General features: G+C 36.2%; 23 protein-coding genes and 2 pseudogenes. 7 read left to right on the plus strand and 18 right to left on the minus strand.

Features of this window, described 5'->3' with window-relative positions; genetic code table 11:
* Positions 1-1096: 1096 nt before the first annotated feature.
* The 6 genes and pseudogenes from GY065_RS08560 to GY065_RS08580 form a co-directional block, all read right to left on the minus strand.
* Positions 1097-1531 carry a putative T6SS immunity periplasmic lipoprotein gene (locus GY065_RS08560; protein ID WP_174833806.1) on the minus strand — a complete coding sequence of 145 codons (435 nt, stop codon included), beginning with the start codon at positions 1529-1531 and terminating at the stop codon, positions 1097-1099.
* Positions 1532-1633: 102 nt separating this feature from the next.
* Entirely contained in the window at positions 1634-2077 is a 444-nt protein-coding gene (locus GY065_RS08565) for a hypothetical protein (protein ID WP_174833807.1), read from the minus strand.
* Entirely contained in the window at positions 2074-2514 is a 441-nt protein-coding gene (locus tag GY065_RS08570; RefSeq protein WP_202984077.1) for a hypothetical protein, read from the minus strand. The genes GY065_RS08565 and GY065_RS08570 overlap by 4 nt, the downstream gene beginning before the upstream one ends.
* Positions 2515-2539: 25 nt before the next feature.
* Complete coding sequence (locus tag GY065_RS13095; protein WP_202984078.1) at positions 2540-2743, minus strand: hypothetical protein; 204 nt, start codon at positions 2741-2743, stop codon at positions 2540-2542.
* A gap of 140 nt (positions 2744-2883) precedes the next feature.
* Positions 2884-3906: a capsular polysaccharide synthesis protein gene (locus GY065_RS08575; RefSeq protein WP_174833808.1), complete on the minus strand. Its 1023-nt coding sequence runs from the start codon at positions 3904-3906 to the stop codon at positions 2884-2886.
* Positions 3907-4485: 579 nt separating this feature from the next.
* Positions 4486-4732 (minus strand): annotated as a pseudogene (locus GY065_RS08580) (polyamine aminopropyltransferase); the annotation flags it as partial.
* Here GY065_RS08580 and GY065_RS08585 point away from each other — a divergent pair.
* Positions 4726-5109, plus strand: a pseudogene (locus tag GY065_RS08585) (AIR synthase-related protein); the annotation flags it as partial. The pseudogenes GY065_RS08580 and GY065_RS08585 sit on opposite strands and share 7 nt — an antisense overlap.
* A 147-nt stretch (positions 5110-5256) precedes the next feature.
* On the opposite strand, the gene GY065_RS08590 reads toward GY065_RS08585, so the two are convergent.
* From GY065_RS08590 to GY065_RS08625, 8 genes are all read right to left on the minus strand, one after another.
* Positions 5257-6114 (minus strand): FRG domain-containing protein, encoded by an 858-nt coding sequence (locus GY065_RS08590; protein ID WP_174833809.1) that lies wholly within the window; start codon positions 6112-6114, stop codon positions 5257-5259.
* A 10-nt stretch (positions 6115-6124) separates the two neighbouring features.
* A complete protein-coding gene (locus GY065_RS08595) occupies positions 6125-6403 on the minus strand; it encodes a hypothetical protein (protein ID WP_174833810.1) in 279 nt (92 codons plus the stop codon).
* Positions 6404-6487: 84 nt separating this feature from the next.
* On the minus strand, positions 6488-7000 hold the full coding sequence (locus GY065_RS08600) for a helix-turn-helix transcriptional regulator (RefSeq protein WP_174833811.1): 513 nt from the start codon (positions 6998-7000) through the stop codon (positions 6488-6490).
* Between the two features lie 168 nt (positions 7001-7168).
* On the minus strand, positions 7169-7804 hold the full coding sequence (locus tag GY065_RS08605) for an alpha/beta hydrolase (RefSeq protein WP_174833812.1): 636 nt from the start codon (positions 7802-7804) through the stop codon (positions 7169-7171).
* A 5-nt stretch (positions 7805-7809) separates the two neighbouring features.
* Positions 7810-8145 (minus strand): ferredoxin, encoded by a 336-nt coding sequence (locus tag GY065_RS08610; protein WP_174833813.1) that lies wholly within the window; start codon positions 8143-8145, stop codon positions 7810-7812.
* Positions 8146-8209: 64 nt separating this feature from the next.
* Positions 8210-9007, minus strand: a complete 798-nt coding sequence (locus tag GY065_RS08615) for a polyamine aminopropyltransferase (RefSeq protein WP_174833814.1) — start codon at positions 9005-9007, stop codon at positions 8210-8212.
* A gap of 238 nt (positions 9008-9245) precedes the next feature.
* Positions 9246-10205 (minus strand): hypothetical protein, encoded by a 960-nt coding sequence (locus GY065_RS08620; RefSeq protein ID WP_174833815.1) that lies wholly within the window; start codon positions 10203-10205, stop codon positions 9246-9248.
* A gap of 396 nt (positions 10206-10601) precedes the next feature.
* Positions 10602-11465 carry a phosphoribosylaminoimidazolesuccinocarboxamide synthase gene (locus tag GY065_RS08625; protein ID WP_174833994.1) on the minus strand — a complete coding sequence of 288 codons (864 nt, stop codon included), beginning with the start codon at positions 11463-11465 and terminating at the stop codon, positions 10602-10604.
* Positions 11466-11687: 222 nt separating this feature from the next.
* Here GY065_RS08625 and GY065_RS08630 point away from each other — a divergent pair, with 222 nt between their 5' ends.
* The 3 genes from GY065_RS08630 (at position 11688) to GY065_RS08640 (ending at position 12789) form a co-directional block, all read left to right on the plus strand.
* Positions 11688-12002, plus strand: a complete 315-nt coding sequence (locus GY065_RS08630; RefSeq protein WP_025331163.1) for a YqjD family protein — start codon at positions 11688-11690, stop codon at positions 12000-12002.
* Positions 12003-12088: 86 nt separating this feature from the next.
* Complete coding sequence (locus GY065_RS08635; RefSeq protein ID WP_084585584.1) at positions 12089-12505, plus strand: phage holin family protein; 417 nt, start codon at positions 12089-12091, stop codon at positions 12503-12505.
* On the plus strand, positions 12502-12789 hold the full coding sequence (locus GY065_RS08640) for a hypothetical protein (protein WP_078475131.1): 288 nt from the start codon (positions 12502-12504) through the stop codon (positions 12787-12789). Before GY065_RS08635 ends, GY065_RS08640 begins: the two co-directional genes overlap by 4 nt.
* Before the next feature lie 73 nt (positions 12790-12862).
* On the opposite strand, the gene dapD is transcribed toward GY065_RS08640, so the two are convergent.
* Genes dapD through fur form a run of 3 tightly spaced genes read right to left on the minus strand, consistent with a single transcriptional unit; the run spans position 12863 to position 14949 of the window.
* Entirely contained in the window at positions 12863-13681 is an 819-nt protein-coding gene (gene dapD, locus GY065_RS08645) for a 2,3,4,5-tetrahydropyridine-2,6-dicarboxylate N-succinyltransferase (RefSeq protein WP_174833816.1), read from the minus strand.
* Positions 13682-13696: 15 nt separating this feature from the next.
* The gene (gene aat / locus GY065_RS08650) at positions 13697-14485 is read right to left on the minus strand and encodes a leucyl/phenylalanyl-tRNA--protein transferase (protein WP_084561969.1); all 789 of its coding nucleotides are present in this window, start codon (positions 14483-14485) and stop codon (positions 13697-13699) included.
* A 29-nt stretch (positions 14486-14514) separates the two neighbouring features.
* Positions 14515-14949, minus strand: coding sequence for a ferric iron uptake transcriptional regulator (fur, locus tag GY065_RS08655; protein WP_174833817.1), 435 nt, complete (start codon positions 14947-14949; stop codon positions 14515-14517).
* A 129-nt stretch (positions 14950-15078) separates the two neighbouring features.
* Here fur and GY065_RS08660 point away from each other — a divergent pair, with 129 nt between their 5' ends.
* Both GY065_RS08660 and dapB read left to right on the plus strand, forming a co-directional pair.
* Entirely contained in the window at positions 15079-15438 is a 360-nt protein-coding gene (locus tag GY065_RS08660; RefSeq protein ID WP_037475840.1) for an outer membrane protein assembly factor BamE, read from the plus strand.
* Between the two features lie 3 nt (positions 15439-15441).
* Complete coding sequence (gene dapB, locus GY065_RS08665; RefSeq protein ID WP_174833818.1) at positions 15442-16254, plus strand: 4-hydroxy-tetrahydrodipicolinate reductase; 813 nt, start codon at positions 15442-15444, stop codon at positions 16252-16254.
* A gap of 179 nt (positions 16255-16433) precedes the next feature.
* On the opposite strand, the gene GY065_RS08670 is transcribed toward dapB, so the two are convergent.
* Positions 16434-16763 (minus strand): four-helix bundle copper-binding protein, encoded by a 330-nt coding sequence (locus tag GY065_RS08670; RefSeq protein ID WP_174833819.1) that lies wholly within the window; start codon positions 16761-16763, stop codon positions 16434-16436.
* Between the two features lie 451 nt (positions 16764-17214).
* Between GY065_RS08670 and GY065_RS08675 the strand changes: the two genes are divergently transcribed.
* Complete coding sequence (locus tag GY065_RS08675) at positions 17215-17487, plus strand: DksA/TraR family C4-type zinc finger protein (protein ID WP_174833820.1); 273 nt, start codon at positions 17215-17217, stop codon at positions 17485-17487.
* Positions 17488-17670 lie beyond the last annotated feature (183 nt).

Consider the following 17670-nt stretch of genomic DNA (forward strand, 5'->3'; position numbering starts at 1 on the left):
GGGGTTAATAACCTGGGTGTAGCCTTCAAATGATTATCTATCATGTCTGCTACAACAACTCCTACTACCCCTCCAGACACTCCCCCACCAATCTTCATAGCAGTTGAAGCAGCCCCACCAATAGAAGTTGGAAAAATTTTAGGCATTTACTATTTCCTCATGTCCAATCATTTGATTATAAAATAATATAATCAAGTCGATCCGAATGGATAAAAATAAACTAATTTCTATAAAAAATCTTGATCCAGCAATATTGTGTTAATATTTAATAAAATTTAATATAAATTCGTCGTAGCAATTACTATCTTTCATTTTCTAATTTGATAATAGTCGAATTTCTATACTTTTTCAAAATTATTGATATAAAAATAATTTATCATAAATAACTGTTGCGGATATGTTCATAATAAGAATTTTCTTAGTCTTTTTCACATACGTTAATTTATGAATGTTTGTTTTTTGTTTGATTAATTTAAACTCTTCCGGATTAAGGGGATTCATACATTCTAGATTGAATAATATCTACTTAATGTATCATAAACCAGATAATTATTTTTCTTATACTCTTCGTACTTAAATAATTTATTGACCATGATTAAAAAAAGAAATAGTGTCATACTTTGTCTTGTATTTTCCAGAAATTTAACAATAAATCCAGTAAAGGATGGCCAATAACTCATCTTTTAGCATTGACTATAAAGCTGTTCAAGACATTAACATAATGATGCTCATTCCAGCCCAAATAATGATTATTATACCTTTCAAAAAATCATATCGGGTGTATTTTATCCCTCTGAAACATAAAAAATTCATTACCAAGTTGAGATACTATTGCAGAGGTAATATTAAATTGTTCGTTCTTATAGTATTCTCACTTCTTGGGATGCTAATACAAAGTTGATATTATCTTTTAAAATAATATATCCCAAAACAGTTTATTAACATGATTAGCATAAAAATTTAATAGAATACAGAAGATAATTCTTTATTTCATATTAACACTATCTCTTCTATAATAAATCGTTAAAAGAACTGATTTACAAAAAAAGCGGAATACTGATAACAACACATTTTTATCATTACCACTTATGTAGCACTAATTAATATCACCTGAATTGGCCTCATTATCAATTAATAATTGTAAATTACCATCCTTATCTTTTACTATTCGTATATCAGCACTCCAGATTTTTTCACTCCCACCTTTTTCTTCCGTGCTAAATGCAATACCATAGGTAATATCATTTCGAAAATGATATTCAAAATCTATGCACTCCTGAGCTTTTACATAATATTGTTCTTCCTGATAATATTTCTCCGATAAGTAGGATCTGATACTGGTTTGATATATATGTGTCGAGGTAATATTAAATGGTCTGTTTGTTCTTAACATATCCTCACTCCGCGGGATGCTAATACAAGGCTGACCATTTTCTTTTAAAACAATATCCGGTTCCCTAATACTACTACAGCTTGTTAACATGATTAGCATAAAATTTAGTAGAATACAGAGGATAATTTTTTGTTTCATATTAACTATTTCTTCTCTAATAAACTGTTATAAAACTGATTTACCAAAAAAGCTGAATACCGATAAGAACGTATTATTATTATGATTACCACTTATGTAGCACTAATTAATATCGTCTAGATTGACCTCATTATCATTTAATAATTTTAAATTACCATCCTTATCCTTTGTAATCCGTATTAATACCTCCCAGAATTTTGCCTTTTGATCTTTTTCCACTGATATAAAATCAATTTGATAAGTGAAATCATTTTTAAAATAATAGTTAAAATCTATGCATTCCTGGGCTTTTACATAATATTGATTTTCCGGATTATCATACTTTTTCACTGATAATTCTTTTCCGTCAACTGGTAGAGATACTGTTGCCAAGGTAATATTAAATAGTCTGTTTGTTCTTAATATATCCTCACTCCGCGGGATACTAATACAAGGTTGACCATTATCTTTTAAAACAATATCCGGTGTATAATACGCCCTAATACAACCTGCTAATATGTTCAGTAAAAAGATCAGCAATAAAAAGTGAATATTTCTTCGTTTCATCCAAATAGTGCTTTCTTATCTTTAGTGTTGTTTAAAAACAAACGTAAAGTATTCTCATATTTTTTTAGCCAGTAATTTCGCATGCCTTGTTGATTTCTAACTAGACGTCCTTTATATTTCTCATTTGTTAGTGTATACCAAGCATTATAATCAAAGGTTTTTAGACACCAATAATCAGCAATAATTGATGCTTGTTGCTCCATACGATAATCTGATAATATTTTATCATTTGTCAAATCATATTGATAATCAGCATGCCAGCTCATTAGCCCCTTAATCGCTACTGCCATTCCCCTCTGATATTGCCATACATGAACCATTTCATGCATAAACCAATGCTTATCATTACTTTGCTCAGTTGAAAAGTCATTCTTAAAATGCTTTTCAGGAAAATATATTTCACCAAATGGAGTTACAGCAGTATCACTATTTTGCATAGGCAGAATAGGCCCCTTCTAACTCTTACTGAAGCAATATTGAGCTATCTTTAAATATTGAAGTAACCATCGCAATCTCTCCAGGGGTTAATAACCTGGGTGTAGCCTTCAAATGATTATCTATCATGTCTGCTACAACAACTCCTACTACCCCTCCAGACACTCCCCCACCAATCTTCATAGCAGTTGAAGCAGCCCCACCAATAGAAGTTGAAAAAATTTTAGGCATTTACTATTTCCTCATGTCCAATCATTATATTTAATAAAATTTGATATAATTTCTCCGTAGCAATTACTATCTTTTATTTTCTAATTTGATAATAGTCGAATTTCTATATTATTTCAAAATTATTGATATAAAATAACTTATCATAAATAACTGTTGCGGATATGTTCATAATAAGAATTTTTCTTAGTTTTTTTGACATACGTTAATTTATGAATGCTTGTTTTTTGTTTAATTAATTCAAATTCTTCCGGATTAAATGATTCATGCATTTTGGATTGAATAATATGTACTAATGTATCGTCAAAAACCGGACAATTATTTTTCTTATACTCTTCATACTTAAATAATTCATCAACCATAATGTGAAAAAAGAAATAGTGTTGTACTTTGTCTTGTGTTTTCCAGAAATTTAACAATAAATCCAGTAAAGTATGGACAATAACTCCTTTTTTATCACTGACTATAAAACTGTTCAAGACATTAACATGATGATGCTCATTCCAGCCAAAATAATGATTATTATACTTTTCAAAAAAAATCTTATTGGGTGTGTTTTTATCCCTCTGAAACATAAAAAAATTCATTTTCTTGATAGTTTCAGGAATAGGATTAGTCAGTAATATGGTGGCATCAATCCAGATACCGCCATAAACATCCAAAAGAGCCAGCCTGAGCAGATCTGAGAAAAATGCAAATTTAAACTGTTTATTTTTTCTTTTTGCCCAAACAAAATCAGGAATATCCAAATAATCCCCGATAGTACTGTCATCAAGTCGAATTACCTGATAATCTTCTTTATAAATATCTATCGATTTAAAGCAAATTTTAACTGTTTCAGGAAGTAATATATTATCAATTCCCTGACCCCAGTATTGCCAAATAATTTTATCTGTTGTCAGTATTTTTTTAGGTTTTAAATTAAATTTACTTAATTTATTTTTAAAATAAAGTTCCAGAAAATTTTTGGATGCTTGCGCTAGCACCGCTTTACGATCAAGTTCTGCTTTAAACGAAATTTTTCGTCTGATAATTTTTGGAACAAAACAAAAATAAAACATGCGAAACGGTTGTTTAAGCACATATTTAAAAAAAATAGCCCATTTGGTATTAACAAAAAAAATAGAGGCTAATTCCGAATAGTTGTCATTATTTTGCGATTTCATTTTCAGCAATCTGGTATTGTGATTTGAATAACGAAATTAAAACTTAAGCATAAATTAATACAATAAAAATCAGTAAGATAATAAAATGAAAAACTTTCTGATACTCAAAACATAAAATAACTAAATTTTATGAATATATCCTAAGACATTTCAAAATTAACCTGAAATCGGTTAACTGATAATATTTAATAAAATTAAGTATATTATAATCATCATATTAATTTGTAATAATCTTATTGTCAATAAAATGAATCTTCATAATCTCAATTTGATATAATCAGCTAGATTATAGAAAAATAATTAATTAAAAATAAAATTTTAGTTTTTATATTAATAATTTAATAAAATTTTATTTTTATAATTTCAACTGTAAGGTTTATTTGATTTTGAACGTACTTTAGCATATAAAGTATTTAACTCAGAGTAAACATTCTATTTCTTAAAGAATATTTATTTTTATTATTTTCAATAGTTTTATGACGCTAAAACATCTATTAATAAAAAATAATAACTAGAACCATTATAAATAAAATTTGTAGTGGTAAAACGGTGAATGATCCCATACATCTACCAATATCTATCCTCACTCAGTGCCTGACGGCAATCCTCAAAAAAGGTTTAGCAACCAGACTGTCAATAATCTGCTCACCATCAAAGCCATCAACCAGAATAATATCTGTATTTACCCGCAGTATCTTGATGTATTCGGCACCGTTGTCTTCAATAATTTCGAATTTTTTGCCTTCAAATGGCAGCTCAAACATACTGCGGACAATGCTGATACCTGAGAGTTAATATCGACAGCAGCCTGACTGGTATCAGGCAATCATTATTCCTACACATCTATATGTACAACCAATTCTGGCGGCACTAAAACAATTTACCATCAAAGGTATGGCTCATATTACCGGTGGCGGTATCAGTGAAAATGTACCCCGTATTCTTCCTGAAAACACCGTGGCCGCCATTGATTCTCAATCATGGACACTACCCAAACTTTTTCAATAGCTGCAACAAGCTGGAAATGTAGAAACTCAGGAAATGTACCGCACTTTTAATTGCGGTATTGGTATGGTTTTGGTGGTGAGTGCAGAAGATGCAGATGTGATACAGAAATTTTTACAGCAACAAGGCGAAACTGTTTATCAGATAGGTCGTATTCGTTCTCGTCAAGGGGACGAACATCAAACCCAAGTAAATTAGATAGTAATTAAAAATTAATTGCAATATTAATATATGAAGGCTTAGAATTAATTTATTTATTCTAAGCTTTTCATTACAATTAATAAATTATATAATTACCAATCAATTAAAATTCATTATTGAAATAACGAGTTCAGATTCAAAATCTTAGTCAACTTTATTTTTGAAAGAAATATATCTCGCAGAACTTTCGATACCTGGAAAAACTGTACTTTCATTGATATTAAGTAAGTCTAGTTCATTTAATATTTTTTTCCTATTCTTAATTTTAATTCTTTTAATTTGAATAAAATTATTTCCAATTTCTTCTAAACTAGCATTTAAACCAAATAAAAGAAAGACACCAGACTGAGAAGTTATTCTTTCATTATTTTTAATTCCCTTAATACAGATAATATTTTGTAAATCGTATTTATCTATTCTTGGTTCAAAAAAAGGTTTCTCGTCTCGAATAAAATGAAGAAGTTTTTTTATACTGGTCTGTTGATTAAAACGTTCACGATCAAAGTTAAACTTAATTGATTCTTTTTCTTGATCGGATAATCTTGCTAAATTTGCAATACAGCTCGCCGTGTCAGAATCATAATATTTGACATGCTTATCATCTATAAAAAATATAATCACTTCCCCTATACCTTCATCCGTATCTACACTTGATTTACATGCAAAATAAAGGGCTATAAGTGGATTAGTAGTTAAATCAAGTAATCGTGTCGGCATTGAGTAATGCTGCATTCTAACCAATTTATCTAATGTATATCTATCATTGATAAATTCTTTATATTCAGACATGTACAATTCTCGATATAAAATATGTTCTTGCGAACTATATATAGAACGACCTTGACTATTTTTTCTAAAAAGTGAGGGTACTAAGCGATACCGCTCACTTGAGTGTCCGCGATAAAATATATGTTTTTTGTGTTTTTTTAAATCCAAAATTTGCTGAATAAATTCGAATATTTCCCCAATATAAACATCTTTTCCCTCTTGTTGTGTATACATAATAAATTACCTATTCATTATCAAAAAATTGCTGAAGCTGTTCCTTATATAAATAAAGAGGTATATCAATTAACCCAATATTTTCTGTAGATATAAAATGTATTTCATAGTTTGAATCTTCAAAACTAAAAAATTTACTTATTCCCAGTTCAATATTCGCAACAGCATCAATAAAATCTGAGTCATATTCTATTCTGATGGATTCGGATGTATTATCAGAAAAATAAATATTTATACTATGTGTTATCTCATAAACATCTTCTTCAGTAAAATTATTCTCTTCAATCAAATCTTTAATAATTAATTGTAATTTTTCTGATGTATTCTTACAAAAGTACTCATCATCCCAAAAATATTCTTCTATAAGATTGTACTATTCTTCAGCTCCTAAACCTTGATATCCATCCCAAGGTATCTCCCAATTTTTTGGAGCAACTGAAGAATCATCAAGAAGTGAAATTTTTTTTATTGAATTAGTATTAATAATAAGGTAGCGGTTATTTAAAGTTTCAACAGAAAATAATTCATCATGTATATTTCCGTCAGAACACAAGCTTTTATGAATTCTTTGAGCTGTAGCAGAGGTAATCGGATACCATTTAATATTATTAGAATTACATAAAAGAATACCAATATGCCCCCAAAAAGAATCAATTATTTGTTCTTTTTGCCATGGCTGCCAATATGTTGTTGAAACTGGCTCATTACTTAAAATATCAAGAACGCTTGTACCAAAAATTACCGCAAGATCCCTTAGTGTTTTTAATTCTGGTTGAGATTTATTCAATTCCCAGTCACTTATATCTTTCGATTTTACTCCCAAAATATCAGCTAAATCCTTTTGTGTATAATTACATGATTTTCTTAAAATTTTTAGTTTTTCCATAATTGGTATTAATAGCAAATAAAATAATAAACAATCTCTATTGTTATATTTACATATTTAAGCTAATTAAAACAATGGTAATGGCTTATATTTCTATTAAGAACTGTAATAATTAAATATAGTCTTTTGCCAACACCAGATAATTGTCGGCAAAAGACATATCGTCGTTTATTTCACCAATAATGCAGGAAATAGCCTCTCAATCCATTGACGCAGTAAAATCAGTTTGCCATGAAAAAAATGACCGGAACCGGGTACAACCAATACGGGCAAGTCCTGCCCTTCAGCCCAGTTCAGACTGTTCTGCAACGGTACCACTTCATCCTTTTCACCATGAATCAGTAATGTAGTAGCCGGATTATAGGCACTGGGTGCATCAATGGTATACATACCTATAGCCGGACCCATCAGCAATAAGGCATCCGGTCTTGCAGTGAGCGCACTGAACAAGGCTACATATCCACCAAAAGAAAAACCGGATAATACCAGTTTACCAACTTCTGGATGCTGAGCACGGGCAAAGTCAACCACGGCAAGGCAGTCTGCCACTTCACCGCGACCATAATCATGCTCTCCTTCGCTATTACCCACGCCACGCAAATTAGGCAGATAACAGTGAAAACCCATTCCTGTAAGTGCTTTTGCTGCTGTCTGTATCACCTTATTGGTATTCAGCCCGCCTTGTAAAGGATTGGGATGATTAATTACAGCCACACCACATGCGGTACCCTGCGCAGGTAAATAAATAGTTTCAAGCCGTCCTGCCGGCCCGTTAATCCAGATGTTCGGTTGTTGCTTCAGCATCAGATTTACTCATTACTTTCAGATTTATCCATTAACAATCGGGTAACAACACGATCGTTTGCCAGTTCTTCATCCAATATTTCCTGTAGGTCACTTTCGTCTACATAGGTATACCAGCGCCCCTGCGGATAAAGCACCATAACCGGCCCTTCATCACACCGGCCAAGACAGCCGGCACTACTGATACGCAGCTTACCTACTCCCATCAGCCCCATGGCCTTAGCATGACCTTTGAGATAATCAACTGCATCTGCACCAACATCATCGTCTCCACAGCTCTGGCGACACGGATTATCTCGGCGATTGGTGCAGACAAAAAGATGTTTAGCATAATAACTCACGGGTTTTCCTTTATTCTTTGTTTCTGTTCACACCGGCAATATCCATTTTGCCAGTATGAAATATTTAATCATTAAATGTCAGCACACGATTACTGTGTGATTGCTGAGCTTTAACTGAAGCCAGCATAGCGGGCAAATCCAGATTAAATTCAATTGCACGCTGTGCAGCCCGTTTTTTCAGTTTATCCCAGTCACGTACTGAAGGCGGCTGCTGAAAGGCCAGTACGGCAATATTGCCATGAGTTTCAGCCGGCACCATTAGTACTCTGTTGTCAAATACACTACGCAACCGGCGTACAAAAGTCTGAAACCGTTTGTCACCCTGCCACCAGTTAGTAACAAAGATACCATGCTCACTCAGTGCCTGACGGCAATCCTCAAAAAAAGGTTCAGCAACCAGACTGTCAATAATCTGCTCACCATCAAAGCCATCAACCAAAATGATATCTGTATTTCCCCGCAGTATCTTGATGTATTCGGCACCGTCGTCTTCAATAATTTCGAATTTTTCGCCCTCAAATGGCAGCTCAAACATACTGCGGGCAATACTGATAACCTGAGGGTTGATATCGACAGCAGTCTGACAGGTATCAGGCAGGTAAGCATCTATCCAGCGTGCAAATGAACCACCGCCCAAACCTATTTGGGTAATATGCCGAGGCATACTGTCGGCAAACAATAGCCATGCCATCATAGCTCGGCTATACGATAACACCAGTTCTGCCGGATCATCGACATTCATAGAACTCTGTATAGTAGATGTACCTAGATGGAGAGAGCGTATATTGCCTGATTCGGATATGCCTACTTCGGGTAACTCATAGCGCGCAGGACGTAAACGACGATAGGGATGTTGTGGCATAGTAATTTCCGTCATCAGATAACAATAAAGTAGCAATTGGCCGGATGGCTAATATGCAGTCTGATAATATTCAATATCAGATTAGCAGTAAACCGTTTAAAAATAATATTAGCCTCACTGATAAGACTGGAATAAACAGCAAATACAGTGAGGCCAGTTGGTGGTGTATTATATAGTTATAACAAATCTTATGTCTTATCTGGAATCAGCATCATTAATATAATTAATTTTAATAAATTTAATATTTCTTAAAATAAAAAGGTTTATATAAAACATCACCACAATTATTTAAATAAAACACATTATTCCTATTCTTGGATAGTGTTTTTTTATTTCCGGCGATAAAATAATTAGTGCTTAGATAAAAATTACCTACTCCCCAAGAATTAATATTTATCTTTTCAGGAATTTTAGCTTCTTCCACAAATGTCCCTATATCACTTTTAGTAGAATCTAAAATATAATTTTTACTGATCATTGACCATTCAGACTTACTTAAAATACTACAACAGTTATTACCATATATCTCAGCACCACTATTACTTTGAATTAAAATAAAATTTTCCAATTTAAAATCATCATTGATAAAATTCTGATCTAATGTTACATAGCTCTGTGCTTTATCCGTATTAATAAGTTCCTCAATTTTTTCCATGTAATTCTCTCCTTCTTCTACTTCTATATGTTTTTTAAGCTCCTGATTGTTTAAATTCAAAGGAATTCGCCATACTCTGCAATTATTCTGACTTTTACAATCACTAGAAGTCCATCTTTTCACTCCATTGGCATCCAAAACATCATCATTCCAAAATAAACTATTCTCAAATATCATCCGCTCAGTTAAGCTTTTCATTGCCTTATGCCAAAGCTCTTTTTTGGTGTAATACCTTCTGTCCCGCCAGCAGTATCCCTCTCTATTCTTTTTCTCAAACTCTTCCTGTGAAATGTTAAAAGGTATGGAATTCTTTTTTAATATGTCATACCAGAAGTGATAAGGAGATCTTTCATAGAATAGTTTTTTTATTCCGAATCCTCCTGCAATAATTAATATTATGAATAAAAAACTTATTATATATTTTGTTTTTTTGGGGTTAACTTTTGCTTCAGTCCATATTTTATCTATTACCCAAACAAGACAAAATATTAATATCAAATCGATTAAAACTATGCCAACAATGATTAATATAATTACAAGCATACTAGTATCTTTCTAAAATATTATGTCTTGTTAGCTGCTAAACGGTTATTGAATCAATTTTCTGATACTGCAACCTATAAATCCGGTGTTTCCATTTGTATTGCTGAATCACAAACTATCTATCATGAGATTTGTAAAATATCCAAGGGGTAATTTAATAACTATCTGTGTAGTAAGATTGAACAAGTACAGATACAGAATAAAGTCAATAGACTGATTAGCGCTGTTATCAGCAAAATCACAAGCAAAGCACAATTAGATAATAGTGCTCTAAATCAGCAATAAAAGCAGGCAAACTATCCCCGACTACTCAATATTCCTGTCGGAAAAAGTATGAGCTGATATACATAGGATGGATGATACTGGCAGGACCGCTTGCCTGCCATTCATAATATTTTATGCTCCGGCAATCAGATGCAGGGCTTCTTCATATTTAGCCAGTGTTTTGGCAATTATGTCTGCCGGTATATGTGGTGCCGGTGGTTGTTTATTCCAACCGGACTCTACCAACCAGTCACGGATAAACTGTTTATCGAATGAAGGCGGATTGCTACCAACCTGATAGCTGTCTACAGACCAAAAACGGCTGGAATCCGGGGTAAGCACTTCATCCATAAGCGTTAAAACACCATTCTCATCCAAACCGAATTCAAATTTGGTATCGGCAATAATGATGCCTTTACTGCGAGCATAATCCGCGGCTTCTGAATATAGCTTAATCGCCTTAGCATTTACCTGCTCTGTCAGTTCTTCTCCCAGCAGAGAAGCACATTGTGACAAACTGATATTTTCATCATGGTCGCCTACAGCAGCTTTACTTGATGGAGTAAAAATTACCTCTGGTAACTGTTCAGCTTCACGCAATCCAGCTGGTAATTTAATTCCGCAAACAGCTCCGGTTTGCTGGTAATCACGCCAGCCACTGCCAGAAAGATAACCGCGAACAATAGCTTCTATTTTCAACGGGCTTAATTTTTTTACCACAACTGCCCGTTTGGCAATTTTGTCAGCCTGCTGGCGTGGCAGCACATCATAAACTGTTTCACCAGTAAAATGGTTAGGCATAATATGTTGCAGTTTTTTAAACCAGAAATTGGATATCTGGGTAAGAATTTCGCCTTTTCCTGTTATAGGTTCAGGTAAAATTACATCAAAAGCCGATAAGCGGTCTGTAGCTACCATCAGCATGTGTTTCTCGTCAATTGCATACAAATCGCGTACTTTACCCGAATATATTTTTTCCAGAGCCAGCTCAGTCATCATCTACCTCTATTCAAGCGGTTAATCGCCAATATAATATACCTGTGCAAATCAATAACCTTGTGCTAAGGTAATCATTGTGCAACAAATGTTAGCAGCCAATGATTATTTTAACCGATATTGCAATACAACAGACAGTCTGTTTGCCGTACTGCAAGGGTTAAGCCTGTTGCTGATGTTAAATCGTAGATAAATTCCACGCCAATTGGAAGGAGAATTGCCATGGCTGATTTTGATTCACAAAAAAAAGATTTAATGAAAGAAGTACGTTCTGTACTGGATGAAGTTGAAGATTTATATGAAAATGCCGGCGACAACGGGTCTGATCAGGCCAAAGCATTGAAAGATCAGTTTCGTAAAAAACTAAGCAATACCAAATCCAAACTGTGCGATATCGAAAGTACACTGGCAGAAAAAGCCCGTGCCACAGCTGAACGCACTGATGAGCTGGTACATGAACAACCATACTATGCTATGGGTGTTGCTGCCGCAGTCGGCTTTCTTGCCGGTGTGTTGCTGGGACGTTGCAGACACTAAACAACTTACGGCATAAGTTCATTCAGGCAATCTGGTCTGACGATCGGTTGCCTGAATATAATTTACTTTTTAACGGATAATATACCATGAGTATAGGCAATCTTGGTCGTGACCTGCGCCAGCTGAAAATCTGGCTGACTTATGGCACTGAGTTATTGTGGATTCGCTTACGTATGCTACGCCTGGATGCGATTGCCCAGCTGCAAAGTATTATTGTACTGATGGTACTTGTTGTACTTGCCGGAGTAATGTTTTTTCTGGGATTTATCAGTTTATTATTCGGTCTGAATACTGTACTTTCCCCTCAGGCTAAAGTATGGGTATTTTTTGGTCTTGCCATTCTGTTTTTACTTTTGATTCTGATTCTGACTATATTAATTATTAAATTGTTACGCAAGCAAAGCCAGTTTATGACAAAAACACTGGATGCAATGAGTGAAGATCTAAGCTATCTCAGACATACCGGCAAGCATGAAGCCAATGGAGAACACAGACGACCATGAGTAAATCCGATAAGTTGAATATCGCACAACAACGCGAATTGCTGGACATACAGGCACAAGGTACGAGATTAAAATTACTCGCAGAGCAGCTCAGGAATGGCGATAATACCCATAAATCACGTTTATGGCAGCGCTCGCTGAATATTGTGGATAAAATTCCAGCAGGAGGTTTAGCACTTAAGCTGGCGAACAAACCCAAACGCTGGCGCAACAAGCTGCTGGTGGGTGCAGTATTAACAGCGGCTACCTTGATAGCCAATAAAATTAGCCGCAATATACGTTAAAATACAACAGATAATAAAGATAAAGCCTCTTACCAGCAAGTAAGAGGCTTTTATTTATAAAACCTGAATAAACTTAAATTCCACGCAGTAAATCATTAACACTGGTTTTAGCACGGGTTTTGGCATCTACCTTTTTGACAATTACTGCACAATACAGACTATGGCTGCCATCTTTTGCCGGAAGGCTGCCTGAAACCACAACAGAACCGGCTGGTACCCGGCCATAACTGATTTCACCGCTTTCACGGTCATAAATTTTAGTAGACTGACCAATAAATACACCCATCGAAATTACACTGCCCTCTTCGACAATTACCCCTTCAACAATTTCAGAACGGGCGCCGATAAAACAGTTATCTTCAATAATTGTTGGTGCTGCCTGTAAAGGTTCCAGTACACCACCTATGCCTCCCCCGCCACTCAGGTGAACATGTTTACCAATCTGAGCACAGGAACCTACCGTTGCCCATGTATCAACCATCGTACCTTCATCAACAAATGCACCAATATTAACAAATGAAGGCATCAGTACTACATTTTTACCAATATGACTGCCGGCACGTACTACTGCACCTGGAACTGCACGGAAGCCTGCCTGCTGAAAATCTGCGCCAGTCCAGTTGGCAAATTTAGTAGGTACTTTATCAAAATAGCGATTGACTGCATCATCTGCCAGTACATTGTCACTAATCCGGAAAGACAGCAATACTGCTTTTTTGGCCCATTCATTTACCAGCCACTGATTACCCTGTTTTTCAGCCACACGCAGATGTCCGCTGTCTAGTTGCTGTAAAGTTTCAGCTACAGCTTCCTTTACTTCGGCAGTTACAGAAGCCGGAGTAATTTCCGCGCGGTTTTCAAAAGCAGTTTCAATTACTTGTTGTAAAGACATACAATATTCCTATAATCAATAATTCAGTTCTGGATTATCTCTGGGTAAGGGTATAACACCATTATCTGCCAGTATCTGTGATTTGAAAGAGTCTGGCTGTGCCAGTGAACGTGGATTAAACTCATGCAGACAAGCTGCAAATTCAGCATAAGGAATTTTACGGGCACCAAAGCTGGCTAAGTAGTCAGTGTAAACCTGACAATCTATCAGCGGTACGCCCTGTTGCTGCAAATAATGCACGGCATGCACAAAAGCTATTTTGGAAGCATCCGAAGCATGAGCAAACATGGATTCACCATAGAATATCTGCCCAATCAGCACGCCGTATAAGCCTCCAGCCAGAATAGTATTGCCATCTGTATCCCGATACCAGCATTCAAATGAACAAGCATACTGCTGCTGATGTAACGAATAGTAAGCCTGCTGCATTTCTGCGCTCAGCCATGTACCGTTCTGCCCGGGGCGTGGCGTTTGGGCGCAGTTGGCAATCACCTGCCGGAAAGCATAGTTCATGGTCACGGCATAAGGCTTATTGCGCAAATTTTTCGCCAGAGAACGACTGACTTTCAACTCTGCCGGAAATAGTACCATCCGCTGCGCAAAAGACCACCACATAATAGGCTCATCAGGTGAATACCAAGGGAAAATACCCTGCCGATATGCAGCCAGTATTCGGGCAGGAGATAAATCGCCGCCAACAGCCACCAATCCGTCACGTTGTTGCTGTGCAGTTTCAATATCCGGAAAATCCAGATTATTCCTGCTCAGAACCGGAACACGTAAGCGGTATTCAGGCTGGTTCATACTTGAATATCCTGCCTTTTATTTCAGTTTCAGAGATATTTATTGTCAAACTGCTGGCACTCAGTGCATACACCATACATATACAAAGCATGGTCAACAATACGGTATCCATTATCATCAGCAATCTTCTTTTGCAGCTTTTCAATTTCTTCACTGCAAAATTCAGTTACCTTTCCGCATTTAATGCATACAAGATGATCATGATGACCGCCGCGATTTAATTCATATACGGCTTTACCGGTTTCAAAATGATGGCGTAACAGAATATTGGCCTGTTCAAACTGGGTAAGCACTCGATAAATGGTGGCCACACCGATTTCCACTCCATCATCAAGCAGGCGCCGGTATACATCTTCTGCACTCATATGCAGTTCAGGCTCGGCTTCAAATAGCTCCAGAATTTTCAGTCTGGGGCCAGTTACCTTTAAACCGCTATCTTTTAATTGAGCTACATTGTTATTCATGATGCTTATTTCACCACTAAGTAATAATACTCGCTATAATACGCAATTTTAAGGCAATTGCCCACTGGGTGTCATACAATGTCGACATCGCCATTGTTAACTGTTTCGTCCCGGATCAGAGGTATCAGTATGAAAAAAATATACTGCCTGCTGGCAGTGGCCGTTCTAGGCCTGAGCGCATGCTCCACAGCAAAACTGACACAAATTCCGTCGTATAAACTGAAAATTATTCAGGGTAATGAGCTTGACCAGAATGTGGTAAATTCCTTGCAGCCCGGTATGAGCCGTGAACAGGTGCAAATGCTGCTTGGCACGCCCTTACTGCGTGACCCGTTCCATGCCAACCGCTGGGATTATCTGTTTGTTATAACCCGCGACAAACAGATTCGGGAAGAAAAGAAGCTGACACTTTACTTTGATGCCAATGGTAAACTGGTCCATGCCGAAGGTGATGCTTTAACTGCTCAGCCTGTACCTGTAAGGGAGTAATACATGTCTACATCACGTTTAAGAATTGCTGTAGCCGGCGCCAACGGGCGTATGGGCAGAGCTCTTATTCAAAGCATCAGTCAGCGCCAGGATTGTGTTCTGAGCGGCGCACTGGAACACGACGCTTCCCCTGCTATCGGTCTAGATGCCGGGTTTGCCATCGGTCTGGAGCTGGGTGTTAGTATTTGTCACGACCCGGAAAAGGTACTGGACAATACAGATGTACTGATTGATTTCAGTAAACCGGAATCCACGCTGAATAATCTGGCTATCTGTGAACGGCTTGGTGTCAATGATGTTATCGGCACGACAGGTTTCGATGAGACAGGCAAACAACGCATTGCCTCAGCTGCTGAAAAAATTAGCATTGTATTTGCTCCTAATTTCAGTGTAGGTGTCAACCTGACCTTTGCTCTGCTTAATACCGCTGCCCGGGTATTAAATGAAGGCTACGATATTGAAATTATCGAAGCACATCATCGCCACAAAGTTGATGCTCCTTCCGGTACTGCTTTACGTATGGGTGAAGTAATTGCCGATGCACTAGACCGTGATTTAAAAACCTGTGCTGTTTACGGGCGTGAGGGACATACCGGAGCGCGTGATCCGCAGACAATCGGCTTCTCAACTATCCGCGCCGGTGATATTGTTGGCGAACATACGGCATTGTTTGCTACTGATGGTGAACGCGTAGAAATCAGCCATAAAGCCTCCAGCCGTGCTACTTTCGCTAATGGTGCTGTCCGGGCGGCAGTCTGGCTGCGTCAGCACCCACATGGTTTGTTTGATATGCAGGATGTACTTGGTCTGAAATAAAGCTATCTGACTAACACAGTAAACAGGGTTAGCTCTTTATCTGGCCAACCCTGTTTATTTTAGACATTTTAGAGCTAAAAACGGTATAGAATTAATTATATTTTCAATAATATAACAACCATAAAAAAGCCATTGTCAGAAACAATGGCTAAAAAATTTTGCAATACATACTTCATTATTTATGCAGCCATAGCCATACATTTATCCGCGCAGGCATTACAAGCTTCAGCGCAGCGCTGACAGTGATCCATTTTAAAACGACCACATTCCTGAGCACAGGCACGGCATACTTCAGCACACAGCTGACACACCTGTACGATAAAAGCACTGTTCATACACATAAAATTAACAGCCAGTGTGCACATTGCCGCACATTGCATATCCAGATGAATACACTTAGCCATCATTTTGACATCATCTTCCTGCAGACAGGCAGTAGAACAATACTGGCATAAAGCAATACAACGGTTACAGGCTTCTACACATTCTTTAAATTTCTGGGCATCCATGGTTGATATCCTATTCAGCAATATTTTGATTTAACAAGAAAAATCAAAATCAGTCTATAAAACCATAGCGCATATTGCAATCCAGTTACAGGTAAATAAAATTATGATTTAGATAGATTAATTTAAGTTTCACCCGAATCTGTATTTCATATGCCAATTAACAGGTGAAAATTGTTTATTCACGTAAGTCTGCAAAACATAACAGAAAATAATTTCCAAATATAAATTTTTATGATTTTCAAATTAGCCTTTCATAAAGCAGATTGATTACTTTCAAAGTAAAATATTAAATCCGCTTCAATGATTTACTTTATTTTTGAGTATAAAAATTCAGTAATCCGGATTTATTTCCTCTTTATATTATCAATAAATATCCATATTAATCAGCAATCTATTGAAATCAAACAATATAACTCCATATCAATAATCTATTATTTTGAAGGAGCTTATTATGGCCAGCGGCTGGGCATCAGATGATGCGGTAAATCAGCAGATTGAAAGCACGATAGCAGATGCCATCAATCATGTCCGTCAGCAAATGGATATTGCAGATGAAAGCGCAGAATTTTGTGAAGAATGTGGCGAAGCAATTCCTATCGGGCGTCGTCAGGCTATTCAGGGCGTTCGTTTTTGTGTTCACTGTCAGGCAGAACGGGATAAGGAAATGCAGAAAACATTCAGTTTATACAACCGGCGTGGCAGCAAAGACAGTCAGTTACGTTAAGTTCACTTGATTAACAAATAAAAATATATGTTTATCTCGCGCATATTAACCCTAACCAAACAGAATGAATCATGACCATCTATTTAAAAAAGCCAGACAACCTAAATTGCCGGCTTTAATTCACTACCAGAGATGATACTGACGGATTTCTGAATTTTATACCGCTACTGCTATGCACCAGCT

It is taken from the genome of Snodgrassella sp. ESL0323 (genome assembly GCF_013346865.1).
Taxonomy (GTDB): Bacteria; Pseudomonadota; Gammaproteobacteria; order Burkholderiales; family Neisseriaceae; genus Snodgrassella; species Snodgrassella alvi.